This is a genomic window from Paenibacillus oryzisoli (assembly GCF_001653565.1).
In the GTDB taxonomy this organism is placed as follows: Bacteria; Bacillota; Bacilli; order Paenibacillales; family NBRC-103111; genus Paenibacillus_E; species Paenibacillus_E oryzisoli.
The window spans coordinates 102,076-119,346 of the sequence record NZ_LYPB01000046.1; the positions used below are offsets into that span (position 1 = coordinate 102,076).

Below are 17,271 nucleotides of genomic sequence, written 5' to 3' on the forward strand. Positions count from 1 at the left end.
GCATGATTTTGGAGGTTCTTTGGGCTGAATCACGTCTATTGACGAGCGGCTCTTTTATATTTGAAATCTAGCAAGGATAGAGCATATGGTATCACGCGACGAGCGATGTCATACGGGTGAACGGCTCCTGCTGGTCCGTCGAATTCTCCTCCAAGCAGGCGAACTTCTGCATTCTGATCTATAGCAAAATCCAAGATCAACTCATGAATACGATTGCGGTTGGCTAGTCCCAGTTGTTCAGCCATCGTACGGGCAATATCCTGTATCTTCCCTTCCAATTCAGTACCTAATTCCTCGCTGAACTCCCGGTCAACCAACCATTCCCAATCCACTGGAAAAGGAAGCGAATCACTAGGGTTAGATGAGGCTAACGCAAGATGAGGAGCAATATGAATCGTTTCCCAAGAACCGCCGGGCTGCTTGAACAAATAGACACGAATATGAAGCGAATGACCGTCATGCGTCCTACTATCCACTTGTTGGATGAGGATATAACTGGATTCACTAAACAAATCCAAGAACGAGAGAAATTCCGCCTCTTCAAAGGAATGCAGATATGCGCCATCTCTAACCACATAACGAGTAGGAAACCGTTGAATCATTATGATATCTTCCAATTCTTGCGCATTATCGGACTTCATCATAACGAAGCGATGTCGATCCACAAAATCCTTAGCTTCCTCTCGATTCTCAGGACGTATAGAAGACGGCAGGTGTTTCGCCAGTAGAGGGTGTCTGGACGCAATAGCGAAAAATAGCGCAGAAGGAACAAACCCTTTGGGTTCTCTGGCCGTTAATAGCATATTCGATTTGGATCGATACAGCTCATGTGAAGCATCCACATCCTCTTGCTCCATTAAGTTATATACAACATCCGGAAAGGCAAAATTTCTAGCGACCCACTCCGTCCCTTCTCGCCAAAATCCGGAGATCGATCCCGCCCTGAAACGAACATCTTCCAGCAAAAAATAGACCAATTGAACATGATGGGCTTGCGCAACCAACGCGTACGCTTCCATATCCTGCAGCGATGGGGCTGTCCTGAATAACAAACCCAACGTAGTAAAAGAAAAATTGTTAGACGGTGTCAACATCTCATCTTGAAGAGCATTCTCAGCTATGTATTTCACATAGGCTACGGCTTCTACAGCTCGCTCTTGTTCATGATACAATGTGCCAGGACATGTGTTAGCTTCATAGAACCAAATGCGCCGCTGCGAATCAATCGCCAGGTCTATACCTAGCTCGTTCAATGGATAAGCGTAGTGGGAATCAATGAATTCAGCGAGTTCCAGGCCTATCTTAGTCAGTACGGGAGGAAAGAACTCATGATCATCAGGAAATACACGCTGTAAGAAGCTATACAATTCTTCTGTGCGACCACTAATGCTCACATTACTTGTAATTGTATCTTTTGCGCCAATGCGAGGATAAATAATAGTAACTTGCCAATTCCCTTCACCATTACGCTGAACAAGAACACGGAAATCGAAGGGTTCCCCTTCTGGGGTCAGACACACGATATAGGGCTGAATCATAAAATCTTTTTTCAAATTCACCACATAGTCTTGCATGTCTTCGCGATTCAGCCAAATCCAGTCTGCTCCCTGCTGCAAACCATATTGACTCTCCTTATAAATCAACGCCTGGACACCTACGCCGCGACTGCCTTGCACGGGTTTAATGACCAGTTTGGCGTGCGACGCCAACAGCTCATCAATCTGATCCACACTGCTTAGGATGGCTGTCGGAACTATAAATGGCGCTAAGGAGGGGAAAGATGAAACCATCTTCGTAATCTCCCATTTATCATCAATTAAAAATGCGGTAAACGGAACGATTTTCCTGAAAATCAACTCTTTATCCGAACGTCTGCGCGGCCCCCATGGTCTCACATTCATAACCGCCTGCGGAAATGGGAACGTACCTTGCACCCAGCGCTCCCCGTCAAAAATCGTGCCGTCAATTTTTTGAAAATCCAAATTAATGCCTAATTCATTGAAGAATACCAATTCAACCTTTTGTTTGACCGACTCCGCGACAATCGCCTGTACACGTTTCTCCGTCATTACCGCAAAAGGATCATTAGGATGAAATACACCAAGCAGCACTACGATTTCCTCCTCTTAAACACTTACATATAAGCCTATTATATCATTGAATTGTCAATGTTACTGGCATCCATTATATGGGTAGGAGAAGTGAAGCCAGCAAACACAAGGGTTTGCTGGCTTCTATATTGATTACCTATATCATACATGCATTAGCAGCAATATCGGGCTTACTTATAGACACTTTTCCCAGCATCCTGCACGTATAACCCCTTCAATGGTACCATTGACTCCTGCGGGACATAATATTTAAACGGATCTATGTCAATAACGCCCAATAACTGCTTGCGCTCAGGCGATGCATTTTCCAACAAACGGTCAGAAGCGTTGCGGTAATCAATAGGCCTCATCCAGATCGGACTGTATCCTAGAAATAATTGTCTGCGTGTAAACTCAGAGCGGTTAGGTGCTCCGGCGTGCCATAAATTCTGTGGGAAAATAAACACATCCCCAGGTTTACCACAGACTTGTATTTCGCCGGACACAAGACCATTCACGTCCTGACTCTCCGGATGAAACGGCTTATTGTGAGAGCCCGGAATTACTTTGGTATTGCCGCGATCCGGCTGTGACATGTCGCTTAGGATATAGCACGTTTTAATATAATACGTAGAGGTGATGCCATTTTGTTGCGGGAACTGCGGATGCGGTCCGTCTTGATGCCAGTTAATGAAGCTGTGTGACTCGGTTTTCACATCGTTCGGATTCGGTTTCCGAATGGTTAAATGTGAAATATGCAGTTGAATGTTAAAACCGAGCAAATTGACCATGAGCGGGAGTAGAGATGGCTCATCGATCAATGCAGCAATTTCGTCGTCGCGCTCTACACTGTTATAAATATTATAGGCTAAGGATTCTGGTTCCTCAGCAACGATCCTGTCAATGGCGGCATTCAACCGATTGACTTTATCTTCCGATAAAATACCAGGTAAAATCAAATAACCATCCTCGTTAAATTGTTGGATTAATGCGGGAATATCTAAACTTTTTGTCGTCATAGCGAATCACTCCTTGTAAAAGATGTATAATGATACTTTATTCTAAAAATTTACTCGTGTAAATAGTTATTTTTAAGGGAGGAAAGGAATCATTTCAAGGTTAGCCGGATCACCATCTTTTGTTTGTTGAACGGCTTATTCATTGCCAGGTTCCGGTTAGAATACCAATCAAGGTAGCCTGACGAATGTTCGTTTCCATCATGAACAAGATCCAACCGATCAGTTAGGGAATGCAAGCGGGAATAACAGATTGCGTAATAATTGATAAGCAGCTTGCTCCTGTAGATCTTAGGGAGAATAAAAATAACTGGATTTTCTCCATCTAAATCAGAGTATAACTACCCCTTTAAGGCGTTTAACTGGATTTCCTCCATCTATTTTCGCTCGAAGAGTTACATTCTGGGAAAATAGCCTAAAATAAAGGGAGAAAATCCAGTTATTCTGCAAAAAGCCGGGATTATGCTTGAATTAGCTGTAGAAAATCCAGTTATTCGCTTGGGTCTCGTCCTGGGGTGCAGCCATACACCTAACACGTGCAGTTCAATCTAACCTACTTATTGACTGCAATAACAAGCTCCCCAGCAAACATTCCTTCAGCGAACGCTGACAATACAACGCGTCCCTCAGCACCGGTTAACCGAATAACCGTACTGACGCAGCCTCGGTACATATGCATCCAAGTATTGTCGTACGTCTCGCTAGAACATAGATCACCATTGTCAACGCCAACGATTTCCGCGGGTCCGGTTACGGCAAAAGTGACTTTGGCACTTTCACGAAATACGGGCGTTCCATCCTGATCTACGGCTCGAACCGTGAATAATTGCTGATAACTTTCCTTGGCTTCCAGACGGATCTCCCTCGTATCAAAGGCAAGTCTCACAGCTGGGCCGGCCGTCTTTAACTGATATTGACACATCTCTTCCCCATGAATGAATCCTCTCAGCGTAATCGTTCCCGGGAAATAAGGAAGATAACCTGTGATCATTCGATTTGGATGTGAAGATGGCTTCAGCACATGGAACTGTTTCCCGTTCAACTCCAGGGTCACTTCCTCACAATTTGAAGCAATCATATACGGAATGACGGTTTTGTTGAATTGAGGGAAATTCCAATGACTCGCATACCGAGGCGCATCCCAATGTTCCTTCGCCCCCTCATCTTGCAACGAATAATCCATCACCGCCAGATAGACCATCGGTTTCTCCGACCAGTAACTTTCATATAAATACGAAAGCGGCTTCCGCTCATTGTTCGTCGAGAATAAGGAGCCCGCCCATCCTTTGGCTGGATACCCCATCGACTCACCGAGGTAATCAATCCCTGTCCATAGCATGCCGCCAATGACATAATCATGTTTCTCAACGTCCAGCCAAGGCACTTCGTCACTAAAATTTTGCATCTGATCCGGGTGCCCTCTAAAGAATTGGTAGGTTTCCGATCCCAGAATTAATTTATCCGGCATAGCCTCATGAATGGCAGGGTACCACTGCTCCTGATAATTGCAACTTAGTACATCGACATGCTCAGCAATCCTTCGGATGCGCTCGATTCGCTCGTCGTTATTATAAATTTCCGTATCACTGACTTCATCTACAAATTGTTGAATATCCTTGACCTGAGATAAGTCAACCTCACTGTCATATTTAAAATGCGGGTTCATGGCATAAGAGACAGGTCTCGTATCATCAAGCGTAAGCAGATGTTCTTTCAGCATTTTCAGAATGCTGATCATGGATGCCTGCCCTTGATGTTCTACCTCGTTCCCAACGCCCCATATAAAAATACAGGGATGGTTCCGGTCTCTTTTTACCATACAGGCCAGGTCCTTCTGCCATTCCGTCTCAAAATATCTGCGATAAGAACCTCCCGTCCACTTATCGAACGGCTCTTCATAAACGAGCAATCCCAGTTCATCACAGATGTCCAGAATTTCAGAGGCTGGCATGTGGTGAGCTGTACGAATCGCATTGCATCCCATCGCTTTGAATGTAACTAACCGCTCTCTCCAAATTTCCGAAGGAACGGCAACTCCGAGACAGCTGGCGTCTTGGTGAATGCATAAGCCCTTAATCTTCATCCCTTCACCATTGATAAACATCCCTTTACCGGCCTTCATTTCGATTTCTCGAACGCCAATCCGCAATGCGTAGCTATCCAGGACATGCTCCCTCTCATAGAGAGACAATTCCACATGATACAGATGTGGGTGATCAGGACTCCATAACTTCACCTGAGGAATTTCAATGCGGATTATCCCGTTATCCGAATCGCCAGTAATACGCACACTTTCATCCGAAATACACGCTTTAACCAAGGAAGAGCTCCCTGTTGCAATGGTAACAATGCCCGTTTCACCTTGGATGCTTGTTTTCACCTGAATGTCTTCCGGTTTCAGATGATTCTCGTTCAATTCGAGCAGCTTCACCGTTCTGTAGATACCTGCCCCCGAATACCATCGGTCCGCCGGGGTAGCCGTGTTATCCACTTTCACCAGAATGAGATTATCCCCTTCATGCAAGTAATCTGTGATATCCAGCGTAAACATGGAATAGCCATATTTTTGCCCACCGACATCGATTCCGTTGACCCAGACCGTACTATTTTCATAGACGCCGTCAAACTGCAGTTGATACACATGGCCTTTCTTCTTCTCTTTCAAACTAACTTGTCTTCTATACCAACCAATTCCCCAGCGGTCTCTGAATCCTTGCGCTAACCCCTCTGCCATCGTTCGATTAATAGGCGCATGGATAGCCCAATCATGAGGCAAGTGTACGGGCTTAAAGTTGTGATCATGCGGCTCCAATAATGTAAATTCCCATCCAGTCATCAATTGTGTTTCTATACGTGTCATGCTCATCTCATCCTTTCAGTCCCGTGGTGCTAATACCGTCCACAATATAACGTTGGAAAATAAAAAATACGATAACAGGCGGAAGCAACGATAAACTAGCCATCGCGAACATCGCAGACCAATCGGTTTGCGAACTCGGATCAGCAAACATCCGCAGCGCTACGCTGACCGTATACATCTTCGGCTTTCCTAGATAAATCATCGCTTCATAGAACTTATCCCAGGTCCAGTAGAATTCAAAGATCGCCGACGTAACAAGTGCCGGTACAATCAAGGGAATAATAATTTTGAGGTAAATGCCAAAACGATTACAGCCGTCCATCTTCGCCGACTCATCGAGTTCATACGGAATGGTCCGGATAAACTGCATGATGAGGAAGATAAAGAATGCACTGCCAAAAAACGCAGGGACGACTAACGGAAGAATCGTATTAATCCATTGCATTTTATAAAAAATAATATATTGCGGGATTAGGATAATTTGCGACGGCAGCAGCATGGTCACCATTACGGTAGCAAACCAGAACCCTTTGAACCGAAATTTGATCCGTGCGAAACCGTAAGCAATCAACGAACAAGATAATAGGGCGCCTAAGGTCGAGAGCAAGACGATAACGATTGTATTGGTAAAAAAGGTGGCAAACGTAATCCCCGCAAATCCTTTCCAACCACGTGCATAGTTAGAGAAGTTCCAGACTTGCGGCAGCAACGAATGCGATTCAGCAAACACTCTAGCACTTTCTTTGAACGAACTCGCAATCATCCAAACAACGGGATACAACGAGAGCACAGCAATGAGAACGCACAGAATCTGGAAACTTAGCTTAGGCAGTAACGATTTCCAAGTTGATGTCATTTCACTCACCCTTTGATTCATAATGAACCCATGAATTTGACGTTTTGAATACGATGGCCGTCAGAATCGCCACAATGACCAGCAGAATACAGGACAGGGCTGACGCGTAACCCATCTCAAATAATTCGAACCCTCTTCGATATACATACAGCTGGTAGAACAACGTTTTGTCCAGTGGCCCTCCGCCAGTGATGATCAAACCTTGGGTAAACGTCATGAAACCGCCGATAATTTGCATAATGAGATTGAAAAAGAGAACAGGACTTAGGAGTGGTAACGTAATCCGGAGGAACCTCTGCCAGCCGTTCGCGCCATCCACGACCGCAGCCTCATAGTACGAAGCAGGAATGTTCTTAAGGCCAGCTAGGAAAATAACCATCGGCGATCCGAATTGCCACATGCTGAGCAGAATAATGGAACCTAATGCGGTACTCGGGTCCCCTACCCACGAAATATCAGGCGTCTTGCCGAACAGATAACCAATCAGTGAGTTGACGGCCCCTTCTCTTGAGAACAACAATCTCCACATGACGGCCACCGCAACGCTTCCCCCGATAATCGAAGGAATATAGAAGACCGTACGATAAACACCGATAAAGCGATGTTTGGTATTAAGCAGCATGGCAATCGCGAGCGCTACAATCAGACGAGCAGGAATCGCAATCAGCACGTAAATGAACGTCACTTTCAGGGACTGGATGAATTTGGGGTCATGCGTTAATATTTCAATATAATTGTCTAATCCCAACCACTTTGGGGAAGATAACAAATCATATCTCGTAAATGAAAAATAAATTAAACAAAGCAGCGGAACTAAGGTAAATGCTAAAAATCCGATAATCCACGGCAATATAAATAGATATCCTGCTTTATTTTCAAAATCTGAACGTGCTACAGTTTTACTCACTTCCCGTCACCTCTTCCGCGACCTACTTGTCAGCTATCTATCGCTCCCTATTAGAAAGGCAGCCGTATAGGCTGCCTTGACGAACTGCACAACAAATTTTATTTCTTATTCTTATCCAAAATTTTAACGGACTCACTCTTCAGCGTCGCATAGGCTTGCTCAGGTGTCGTTTTGTTATATAGGATCTGCTGTTCCAAATCCAACATAAGCTTCTCGATTTCGGTAGAGCCAGCTGGCGGCTGAGGGTCCATCGGCGAGCTTGCTTTGGCAACCTGATCGATATAGGCAGCCGTTACCTTCTGCGCTGGCGTAAAGCCATCTTTGATACCATCCCTAACTTTACCCGCTACCGGCATCCCTCTCTCTGCATTCAACACTTTATTCGCATCTACATTGTTAACGAAGTACGAGATGAACTTAGCCGCTTCTTCTTTATTCGTAGAGTTTACTGGAATGGAGAAGTGATTGCCTGGACGCAAATCCATGGCTTTCGCCCCGTTAGGTCCAGGAAGAGGAATCAGCTTTAATTCCTTGCCAGCCGCTTTGGAAATACTCTCAAACTGATTGGTATAAATAATATTAACCGCTGCTTTCTTCTTGGCGAGATTGGACTCTTCTGGCGATTTGATCGAAAGGATGACATCAATCGGAGGAATCAAGCCGTCTTTGCTCCAATTCTTTTTCATCGTATAGAAGTCTACAAACGTTTTTTCATTGAAACCGATTCCTGTTTTATCTGCGTATTGAACCTGTCCCATCTGCCTAGCATAATAAGGGAACATGAAGTTTTCGCCAAGCAGATCGTCAGCGCCGTACACGCCTGTAACCGCCTTCAACTTGACCAAATCCTTCCCGAGATCTTCCCATGTCGCATAACCATTCTCCGGAATCGTCAATCCTGCTTTTTGATACGCTTCTGGATCTACAACCATCGCCTTTGCATTGACGCCAAGAGGGATGCCATACAGCTTTCCTCCAAGCTTACCGCTAGACAAGGCACTCTCACTGATATCACTGACATCGAGAAGCTTCTTCGCCACCAAATCATCTAGAGGTGCAATTAAATTCTTATCCATGAACTGCTGCGTGTCGGCCGATCCTACATAGTATTGCAGCACATCGGGCATATTGTTCGTCGCTGCTTGCAGCGTAACTTTCTGCCAATAACCGTCAAACCCTTGGAATTCAGGTTGGAAAGACACATTCGGATGATCCTTCTTGTACATGTCCAGCACTTTATTGGTAGCATCGTGTCTAGGCTGAGACCCCCACCACAACACTCGCAACGTGCTATCTTTCGCGCTTGCCGTTTGGCTTGGAGCGCTTGACGTCGCTGCTGTTGTTGCTGCTGTACCCCCATCTTTCGTTCCGCTGGAACAACCCGCTAGTGCTATAGTAACCGCCAAACTTGCCACGATCGGTGTCATCGCTTTATATTTTTTCATCTCAAAAACCCTCCTGTCATATACATTCCTGTGGGAAACTATGTGATCGATAACCAATGGCTATTTTCGGGCCCTGAGAATACCATTTGTCTTGCTTTCATCGTACCGCTACGGGGCTTTCGGGACAATGTAATAACTCGATGATCTCTATGCAAAAACTCTACTTCTTCCCCTCGCCCTTATAAGGGTTTCCGCAAGCCTTCTTCCCAATTCCGTTTGTACTCAGATGGCGTGAACCCTGTATATTTCTTAAACACCTTGCTAAAGTAGGGAGTGTCTTCCCTGAAACCCGTTAACCTAGATATTTCATACACCCTCAAATCACCCGCCCGTTCAATTAAACGGATCGCCTGCTCCATTCTGCGCTCCAGCACATATTGCGAGAATTTAACGCCGGTTTCTTTGGAGAATAATCGCCCCAAATAATCCACGTTCATATATAGCAGCTCTTTCCCAATCCACGTTAGGGATAACTCCGGGTTTCCGAGGTGTTCATCAACAATTTGAATGACAGAAGCGATCATTTTATTCTGAATACTGGAAGACTCTTGATAATTGCTTTTCGCCACTTCTATGGAAATCGAGCGAAGGAACTCAAATGTCGCATGCAGAGTATCCAATTCTTGAAAGGTAACCACCTGAAACATCTTTTCGGAGGACGGAGGGAGCTGTCCCTGACGAATGACAATCATGTACAATTCCATACAGTGTGATTTAACCTCATTAATCTCCATGCGGTGTTCCTCAAAGACGTCCAAGAGAGACTTCAACCGATGCGTAACATCGTTCACATCTCCAGCCTTGACAGAGGAAGCGATAGCTTCAAAGGACGCATTAAAATCGACCTGCCAAGAGGCCTTCGATGTCACTTGAACATCGTCACTTGTAAGCATACATCCCTCTGTAAAATAAAACCGATATCGGAGCACATCCTGTACCTCTTTGTACATACTGCGAATAGCCGTAAAACCGCCAGCTCCGCTGACACCCATAAATAATTCTAATCGGTAGTACGACTTATAAATATCTCGGACTTCATTTAAAATCGTCGCCATGTCCTCGAATGCCATCGCTTGGATCAGAAGAAGTACACTGTCTTCAACAACCGTGCTTAAATAGAGCTTCTCCGAAGTGAACAAATCTTCCGCAATGTTTTTTAAAGCGAACTTTTCCAGATAGCCACAGCTCTCGCCAAACTGAACAAGCACAAGTTGAAACGTCTGCGCCTGAATATGAAACATTGCCATAAATTCTTCGAAATCCCGCTGATTATACGTACCCGTTAAGGCAATATCTCGAAGGAACTGTTCTTTGACCTGCGGGAGCACCCGAGTAAAATTATTGTTCAGCTTTGTGAAGAACTCACGTTCCCTGTTAGCATTGGCAATCTCCCGTTTAATTTCGCTCAAAACGTCAATGATCTGAAGCTCATTACAAGGTTTAAGCAGGTAATGTTTGATCCCGTAACGCATAGCTTCGCTCATATAGTCATACTCGTCATAGCCAGAAAGCACGACGAATACGGTATCGCTTCTCCGCTCCTTAATCTTTCCGATGAGCTCCAGACCATTCATGACAGGCATCTTAATATCGGTGATCACGATGTCCGGCATCTCTTTGTCCACCCATTCCAAGGCTTCGAATCCGTTCTTGGCAGCTCCGATCAACTGCAATCCGTGTTCCTCCCATTGGACCAAAGTTGCTATACTGTCTCTGGATAACTTCTCGTCATCTACTAATAGAACTTTATACATCTGACCCACTCTCCTTTGGCAGCTTAATTGTAACTGTAGTACCCATTCCTACCCTACTATTAAAATGAAGGCCCGCTGATTCGCCGAACATGAGGCGCAAGCGCTCGTGAATATTTTTGAGTCCAATCCCTGTGCCCTTGGAAGGAATTTCGAATTTCCTCAGTTGTTCGAGGGCGATCTCGTCCATCCCCGGTCCGTTATCCGTGATGGATATGTCGATCCCTTCCTCCCATTCCACGGCAGCAATCGTGATCGTGCAGTCTCCCAGCATATTTTCCAAGCCATGCTTAATCGCATTCTCGACAATCGGTTGGATGGACATTTTCGGAATTCGGTATCCATTGAAGCTTTCGTCGATATCGAGAAGGAAGTGCAGCTCGCTCTCGAATCTCACCTTTTGAATACTCATATAATCTTGAATCAGTCCAATTTCCTCACCAAGGGTAATCACTTGCATATTATTGCTAATGGCGTTTCGCAACAGTCTGCTCAGCGCTTCCACCATCCTGGATATGGCCGCTTGGCCGCTTGTCCTTGCCATCCAATTGATTGAAGTCAGTGTGTTGTACAAAAAGTGCGGGTTAATTTGTGCTTGTAAAGCCCTGTATTCCGTATCTTTCAACAACATCTGCCGCGTATAGTTCTCTTCAATTAACGTATCAATTCTTCGGATCATGATAAAAAATCGTTTTTGCAAATAACCGACTTCATCCGATCGATCCGAATCTAGCGAATTGGTGACAATCCATTCGAAATCACCTTTCTCTGCATATCTCATCTGCTGCGTCAATCGCTCGATCGGCTTCGTGATTCCTCTGGCAAAGCCATAGCTAATGGCAATAACGGTTATGAATAATAAAAATACGACCACAAGTAGGGCAAACCGCAAATCATTTTTCTTCTTAAAAATGTCATTGTACGAGAGGATGCTGAAATAGGTCCATCCCGTTTCCTTCGAGGTCGTGTAAGCGATAAACGAGCTCAATCCGCCTACCTTTTGTATGGTATACCCTTGTTTGGCGTCCATCATAGCCACGCTCGGCTGAAAGCCTGCATCGGATGTATAGACGGGTTGGTCACTTTTCCAAATATACAAGTATCCGCTACCTTTGGTGACGGTTTGATGTTGATGCACGACAGAGGCGATATTCACTTGAAAAATAAGCGTACCCAGCGGCTCCAACAAATCTGAGCCTGTCGAACGAATCTCTCTTGCGGCTAGCAAATAAGGATGCGCGGCATCGGGATCAACCCACACATTACCTCCCTTCGCTTGCCGCGCTTTGATGAGAACCTCTTCCATCTTGCTCTCATCTGGGATTTGTGCACTTTGACCAACCATTAGACTGTAGCCGGAATTATTCATAAAGTGGATAGATGAAATGTGTTTCTCGGTCAGCATATAGACAAAAATTTTGTTCTTGAAGTCCGTTAACGTCTGTGCCCGATCGTACTCATTCGTCATTTCCTTTACTTTAGAAAGCTGTTCTTGAATCCGCGAATCCGTCGCAATCGTTAACGACAACTTTTCAATATTTCTAATTTCGTTCTCAATATCGCCAATCGAATTATTGATGGTTTGGGCGGATTGGGCATACAGCATTTCGTCATATGCATGGAAAATATACTGCAAGCAAGACATGACAACTAGGCAAAAAAATAGGATTAACAGCATCATAACGACCATCAGCTTGTGTTTAATCTTCATATCCCGGAAGGATATACGACGAAATCGGTCCGTCATCAAGGTGCCCACCCCTTCAAAGAATAATAAAAAGAGACACTGACCGCATCATCGTCAGCATCTCTTTTTAGGTTATCTTATTATACCTACCATGCCCATACAAAAATTCGTGTTCGTTAGGTACTAATCAGACTTGTTTCAGTTCTATGCACTGAGCATACCTTGCTTGGAAGAACGGACACCTCGAAATTTGATAAAACTAGTAATCCGCCAAGTTGCAATGTAGCCAAAGGTCACCAGGTTGCACATAAAACTAAGCGTACTTGGATCGACTGCATGTATCGTCGCAACTGCGAGGAAACGCAGGGCAAAGATCACGATTATCAGTACAAAAACCGTTTTGTTACGCTTAATAAACGTATCGCCATTGTCTCTCACTTCAAAGTTAGTCGTCACAATGAGGGGAATCGAAACAACGACGCCGATCAACAAAGCAATGATGACTTGCCCCTCGCGGATATGCAAAGATGGATCGAACAATTGCATAAGCGAAGTAGAAATGTATAAGATAGGCAGCAGTAAGGTTACTCCTGATTTCTTAAGCGGTTTACGCATACCGCTTAATTGTCCGCGTAGGATGAAAAAGAAAATTAAAACCGAAATCATCATGGATATTGTTGAATTCATAGAAATGAACACTCCCTTAAAGGATTTTGTAGTCTTATTATCCCCTTTAATGGCGTGCTTCCAGAAGTGAGTCAGGTCATCTATTGGAGGTGACAATTGTCACCTTCGTATTTAAGAATTCTTCTGGTAACAACGTACATATTTCCGCTGATTTATGGGGCTGATCCTCGAAACCGGTCATCCAGAATGCGCAAACGTTATTGGGGCTTCTGATTCACGGCAGTTGATTCTCTGTTATCTGTAAGACGAGAAGGCTATCTTCAATTCTGTACTTTGCTTTGGAGTTTGCACGACTGCTCCATTTTCGATTAGGAACATACGTTCTTTATTTTAGTATATCCATTTCAAAGGTTTGTTACTACAATTTTTATCCCCCAACTAGAAGCGTTTGGCAACTTCCTTAGCATGTGCAATTGCTTTTTCTTTAATAGCTGAAGCTTGCTCTTGTGATTTTATTGCCGTTCCTTCAACAAAAATGGCCTCAATAGATTGAATCCCATAGAACTGTAAAACCTTACTTAGATAGCTGTATCCCATTTCAAGTGGAGCTAAAGGACCTTCCGAATACACAGAACCACTAGCTTGAATGTGTAAGACTTTCTTACCGGTCAACAGACCTTCAGGGCCGTTTTCGGTATATCTAAAAGTCTTACCCGGAATTGAAGTCGTATCCGTGTATGCTTTCAATACCGGTGGGATCATGAAATTCCACATCGGGGAAACATATACGTACTTATCAGCAGCCACGAATTGATCAACAACCGCCTCAAGACGAGCCACTTTTGACTTCTCAGCATCAGTCAGTTGATCGAAAGATGAACCCGACCTAAGCTTTTCCCAACCTCTTAAAACATCAGCATCAAATTGGGGAATATTCTCTTTGTAGAGATCCAAATGAACAACTTTATCTCCCGGATTTGCCTCGTGGTACGCTTCGATAAACTCTTTGCCTACCGCGAGGCTGTACGATGATTGAGGATCGAGAGGGTGTGCGGTGATGTATAATACGGTTGCCATGAATCAAAACTTCCCTTCTGTAATCAGTTTTACTTTCAGGGATAATCATATTATATATACTTACTTATTATAAGTACGCACAATAATGTGGTATAGTATTAAAAAAGGTACTGTAAAGGAGGCTTACGTATGCAAAAGAACCCTGTCCAATGTCAATTCGTTGTGGCGCTGGATTCGATCGTCGGCAAATGGAAGCCGATCATCCTTTATCATTTGCTTCAAGGAAAAACCTTGCGGTTCAATGAGCTAAGAAGATTGCTGCCCGATATCACTCAAAGGATGCTTACGCTCCATCTGCGCGAATTAGAAGAGGAAGAGATCATTAAACGAGTCATTTATCCGCAAATCCCGCCGAAAGTAGAATACTCCATCACGGAATACGGTATGAGCCTGTCTCCGATTTTGGAAACCTTACATCAATGGGGAGTGGCCCATGTTGAGCGAAAACAGCTCAAAAAGGCGAATAATGAACAAATAGAAACGGACTAGCCGTGAAGTGAAAATAAAGTTGTAGACTGAACATTAAAATGCGACAGCGACGGACCAAGACTGAAAAAAAAGTCTTAGACTGCCGCTGTCTCATTCAACTATCGTGATCCGATAGAAAATGATTGTACCAAATCCTGTAAGAGATATACTTATATCCACGTTTGAAACAATTTATTGACCATCTTTACATTGTTCATGTTTGCCCAATTTTTTAATTCCGTAATACCTTTATCTTCATCATTTGAATACCTAAATACCATATCTAATGGGACGATCTTCCTCCTGTGAGGTAATATTCCGATAACAGGTTTAAAGTATCCCTTGATCATTATCAATTTAATATCCCCTGAATTAATTATAATTCCATTTAATATGATTTGGTCATTGGATAAGCATAACTCGGTTTGTTTCTTGAAAAATGTTCTGTACAATGCGAGTAACAGTGCAACTAAACACAGGAGAATCACCGTTAACGAAGCGTAGTATACACTTATCTGATCCGATGATCTCACTACAAGGATAGATTGACTACATATAATAGCAATCATGCCAATAATGGTTCCAATCCTTGAAGGACTCTTAACAAAATGCTTCACTTCCCTCATCATAGCACCCCCCCTTGGTTAAATTCCCATCTAATTATACCACATATTGGAAATATTTTGCCCTGATCGCTTAATGAGGCTGCCACTCATTTTCGCAGCGGCAGCCTCATTTTGTAGTTTATTTAACTAACGTTTGCCGCTAGTTTAATCCAAACTGATGAGAATCTTGACCATTACTAAGCCAATCTTGAACTTAAAAACGAGCATTTTTTGCAAAATGGTTTTGTCTCATCTAGACCTCTCACGCCATTTGAACAGAGGACGAGTAAAATACATCACTATGCATATGCTTTATTCTTTCCCAGTTTCCGGGATTGGTCGTATCTAAAGAGCGGTTCTCCAGAATGGCTTGATATAGAGCGGTTTTTTGTTCCAAATGAGCAACGTGCTGTTTGGCTTCTTCGAGCTTTACTAGTGCGTCTTCTTTATGCTCCATCATGAGTGCGTAGCGTTGCGGAATGGTCAAATCTCCCTCGAGACAGAGTTCTACGTACCTCTTAATAACTTCAATCGGCATCCCGGATTGCTTAAGGCATTTGATGCCATGCAACCAGTTAATTGATTCTTCGTCAAACATCCGAATATTGTTATGATTACGCTGTACGCTTGGCACTAGACCTTTATCCGTGTAAAAGCGTACAGCGTGCTCAGTGAGTCCCGTTATAATGGCGGCTTCCTTGACCGTATGCATGTGAAATCCTCCTTGGAAAATAAATTTTTGAATGTAGCTTGACTTCGTGTAACACGAAGGTTCTAAGCTTAGTGTAACGCAAGTGAGTCGTAGGTGGAAATCCCGCTGCAGTCCCCGATTCAGGGGGGAATAAGCGCCGTTTGCTGTTATACATTTAAACACTGGGAGGAATTACAATGCAAACCGTCACATTAAATAATGGTCTGAAAATGCCGATCATCGGCTTTGGTGTTTACCAAGTTCCTGATGCTGATGAATGCGAGAAAGCCGTATATGATGCACTGATGGCTGGTTACCGCCTTGTCGATACCGCCGCCGGTTATCTGAATGAGGAAGCGGTCGGAAGCGCGATCAAGCGCAGCGGTATACCACGTGAAGAGTTGTTCATCACAACCAAGCTATGGGTTCAAGATGCCAACTACGAGAGTGCCAAACTGGCGTTTGCTAAATCCTTGAAGAAGCTCCAGCTCGACTATCTGGATCTATACCTTATTCACCAGCCGTTCGGCGATTATTACGGCGCTTGGCGTGCTATGGAAGAACTGTACCGCGAAGGCAAGATTAAGGCAATCGGGGTCAGCAATTTTCTGCCTGACCGTTTGATGGACCTTATCGTACATAACGAAATCGTGCCTGCCGTCAATCAGATCGAGACGCATCCGTTCTACCACCAGATCGAGAGTGCAGCTTTTATGAAAGAGCAGGGAGTGCAGCACCAGTCATGGGCGCCTTTCGCTGAAGGGCGTAACAACTTGTTCGGGAACGAGTTTCTGGCCTCGATCGCAGAAAAACACCACAAGTCCGTCCCACAAGTCGTGCTTCGCTGGCTTGTTCAGCGTGGAGTCGTTGTAATTCCGAAGTCGGTGAAGAAAGAACGAATCGTTGAAAACTTGAATATATTCGATTTTGAGTTGAGTGCGGACGACATCGAACTAATTTCCACTCTCGATACGCAGGAAAGTCTTTTCTTATCGTACCGCGATCCTGAAGTTGCCAAAATGATGGGCACCTGGAAAGTCGATCTGTAACCTTGATTAAACCGTAAACTCATCATGCGTTTATCTATAAAGAAAGGACAGGGCGATTGCCCAATGTCATTAAGTTAAGGCGCAATACCAAAATTCAAGAGAAAGAGCAGGTTATCGAAAGATAGCCAGCTCTTTTTTTTGC

14 protein-coding genes are annotated in these 17,271 nt (G+C 44.1%); 2 read left to right on the forward strand and 12 right to left on the reverse strand.

All coding sequences use genetic code 11. The features are described 5' to 3' along the window. Positions 1-35 precede the first annotated feature (35 nt). The 10 genes from A8708_RS04135 to A8708_RS04180 form a co-directional block, all read right to left on the reverse strand. Positions 36-2,111, reverse strand: coding sequence for a YheC/YheD family protein (locus A8708_RS04135; RefSeq protein WP_068662246.1), 2,076 nt, complete (start codon positions 2,109-2,111; stop codon positions 36-38). A 170-nt stretch (positions 2,112-2,281) separates the two neighbouring features. Then, on the reverse strand, positions 2,282-3,109 hold the full coding sequence (locus A8708_RS04140) for a phytanoyl-CoA dioxygenase family protein (RefSeq protein WP_068662247.1): 828 nt from the start codon (positions 3,107-3,109) through the stop codon (positions 2,282-2,284). A gap of 550 nt (positions 3,110-3,659) precedes the next feature. After that, on the reverse strand, positions 3,660-5,966 hold the full coding sequence (locus tag A8708_RS04145; RefSeq protein ID WP_068662248.1) for a sugar-binding domain-containing protein: 2,307 nt from the start codon (positions 5,964-5,966) through the stop codon (positions 3,660-3,662). 7 nt (positions 5,967-5,973) lie between these two features. After that, positions 5,974-6,822, reverse strand: a complete 849-nt coding sequence (locus A8708_RS04150) for a carbohydrate ABC transporter permease (RefSeq protein WP_068662249.1) — start codon at positions 6,820-6,822, stop codon at positions 5,974-5,976. A 1-nt stretch (position 6,823) separates the two neighbouring features. Next, positions 6,824-7,729, reverse strand: coding sequence for a carbohydrate ABC transporter permease (locus A8708_RS04155; protein ID WP_068662250.1), 906 nt, complete (start codon positions 7,727-7,729; stop codon positions 6,824-6,826). Positions 7,730-7,827: 98 nt separating this feature from the next. Continuing rightward, the gene (locus A8708_RS04160; RefSeq protein ID WP_068662251.1) at positions 7,828-9,174 is read right to left on the reverse strand and encodes an ABC transporter substrate-binding protein; all 1,347 of its coding nucleotides are present in this window, start codon (positions 9,172-9,174) and stop codon (positions 7,828-7,830) included. A 179-nt stretch (positions 9,175-9,353) separates the two neighbouring features. Then, positions 9,354-10,928, reverse strand: coding sequence for a response regulator transcription factor (locus A8708_RS04165; RefSeq protein WP_068662252.1), 1,575 nt, complete (start codon positions 10,926-10,928; stop codon positions 9,354-9,356). Continuing rightward, positions 10,921-12,672, reverse strand: a complete 1,752-nt coding sequence (locus A8708_RS04170; protein WP_068662253.1) for a sensor histidine kinase — start codon at positions 12,670-12,672, stop codon at positions 10,921-10,923. Before A8708_RS04170 ends, A8708_RS04165 begins: the two co-directional genes overlap by 8 nt. A 144-nt stretch (positions 12,673-12,816) precedes the next feature. Then, positions 12,817-13,299, reverse strand: coding sequence for a CcdC protein domain-containing protein (locus tag A8708_RS04175; RefSeq protein WP_068662254.1), 483 nt, complete (start codon positions 13,297-13,299; stop codon positions 12,817-12,819). A gap of 378 nt (positions 13,300-13,677) precedes the next feature. Beyond that, positions 13,678-14,316 carry an FMN-dependent NADH-azoreductase gene (locus A8708_RS04180; protein ID WP_068662255.1) on the reverse strand — a complete coding sequence of 213 codons (639 nt, stop codon included), beginning with the start codon at positions 14,314-14,316 and terminating at the stop codon, positions 13,678-13,680. 129 nt (positions 14,317-14,445) lie between these two features. On the opposite strand from A8708_RS04180, the gene A8708_RS04185 reads away from it, so the two are divergent. Beyond that, positions 14,446-14,805 (forward strand): winged helix-turn-helix transcriptional regulator, encoded by a 360-nt coding sequence (locus A8708_RS04185; protein WP_068662256.1) that lies wholly within the window; start codon positions 14,446-14,448, stop codon positions 14,803-14,805. A 149-nt stretch (positions 14,806-14,954) separates the two neighbouring features. On the opposite strand, the gene A8708_RS04190 is transcribed toward A8708_RS04185, so the two are convergent. Next, positions 14,955-15,410, reverse strand: a complete 456-nt coding sequence (locus A8708_RS04190; protein ID WP_204787460.1) for a hypothetical protein — start codon at positions 15,408-15,410, stop codon at positions 14,955-14,957. A 241-nt stretch (positions 15,411-15,651) separates the two neighbouring features. Then, positions 15,652-16,101: a MerR family transcriptional regulator gene (locus A8708_RS04195; RefSeq protein ID WP_068662258.1), complete on the reverse strand. Its 450-nt coding sequence runs from the start codon at positions 16,099-16,101 to the stop codon at positions 15,652-15,654. 176 nt (positions 16,102-16,277) lie between these two features. On the opposite strand from A8708_RS04195, the gene A8708_RS04200 reads away from it, so the two are divergent. Then, complete coding sequence (locus tag A8708_RS04200) at positions 16,278-17,129, forward strand: aldo/keto reductase (RefSeq protein ID WP_068662259.1); 852 nt, start codon at positions 16,278-16,280, stop codon at positions 17,127-17,129. Positions 17,130-17,271: the final 142 nt, after the last annotated feature.

What these genes read in the sequence shown, in the direction of transcription:
- A8708_RS04165 (WP_068662252.1), bottom strand. Translation starts at nt 10,928, where the DNA reads ATGTATAAAGTTCTATTAGTAGATGACGAGAAGTTATCCAGAGACAGT.
- A8708_RS04150 (WP_068662249.1), bottom strand. Translation starts at nt 6,822, where the DNA reads ATGACATCAACTTGGAAATCGTTACTGCCTAAGCTAAGTTTCCAGATT.
- A8708_RS04175 (WP_068662254.1), bottom strand. Translation starts at nt 13,299, where the DNA reads ATGAATTCAACAATATCCATGATGATTTCGGTTTTAATTTTCTTTTTC.
- A8708_RS04145 (WP_068662248.1), bottom strand. Translation starts at nt 5,966, where the DNA reads ATGACACGTATAGAAACACAATTGATGACTGGATGGGAATTTACATTA.
- A8708_RS04160 (WP_068662251.1), bottom strand. Translation starts at nt 9,174, where the DNA reads ATGAAAAAATATAAAGCGATGACACCGATCGTGGCAAGTTTGGCGGTT.
- A8708_RS04170 (WP_068662253.1), bottom strand. Translation starts at nt 12,672, where the DNA reads ATGACGGACCGATTTCGTCGTATATCCTTCCGGGATATGAAGATTAAA.
- A8708_RS04140 (WP_068662247.1), bottom strand. Translation starts at nt 3,109, where the DNA reads ATGACGACAAAAAGTTTAGATATTCCCGCATTAATCCAACAATTTAAC.
- A8708_RS04200 (WP_068662259.1), top strand. Translation starts at nt 16,278, where the DNA reads ATGCAAACCGTCACATTAAATAATGGTCTGAAAATGCCGATCATCGGC.
- A8708_RS04190 (WP_204787460.1), bottom strand. Translation starts at nt 15,410, where the DNA reads ATGAGGGAAGTGAAGCATTTTGTTAAGAGTCCTTCAAGGATTGGAACC.
- A8708_RS04185 (WP_068662256.1), top strand. Translation starts at nt 14,446, where the DNA reads ATGCAAAAGAACCCTGTCCAATGTCAATTCGTTGTGGCGCTGGATTCG.
- A8708_RS04180 (WP_068662255.1), bottom strand. Translation starts at nt 14,316, where the DNA reads ATGGCAACCGTATTATACATCACCGCACACCCTCTCGATCCTCAATCA.
- A8708_RS04195 (WP_068662258.1), bottom strand. Translation starts at nt 16,101, where the DNA reads ATGCATACGGTCAAGGAAGCCGCCATTATAACGGGACTCACTGAGCAC.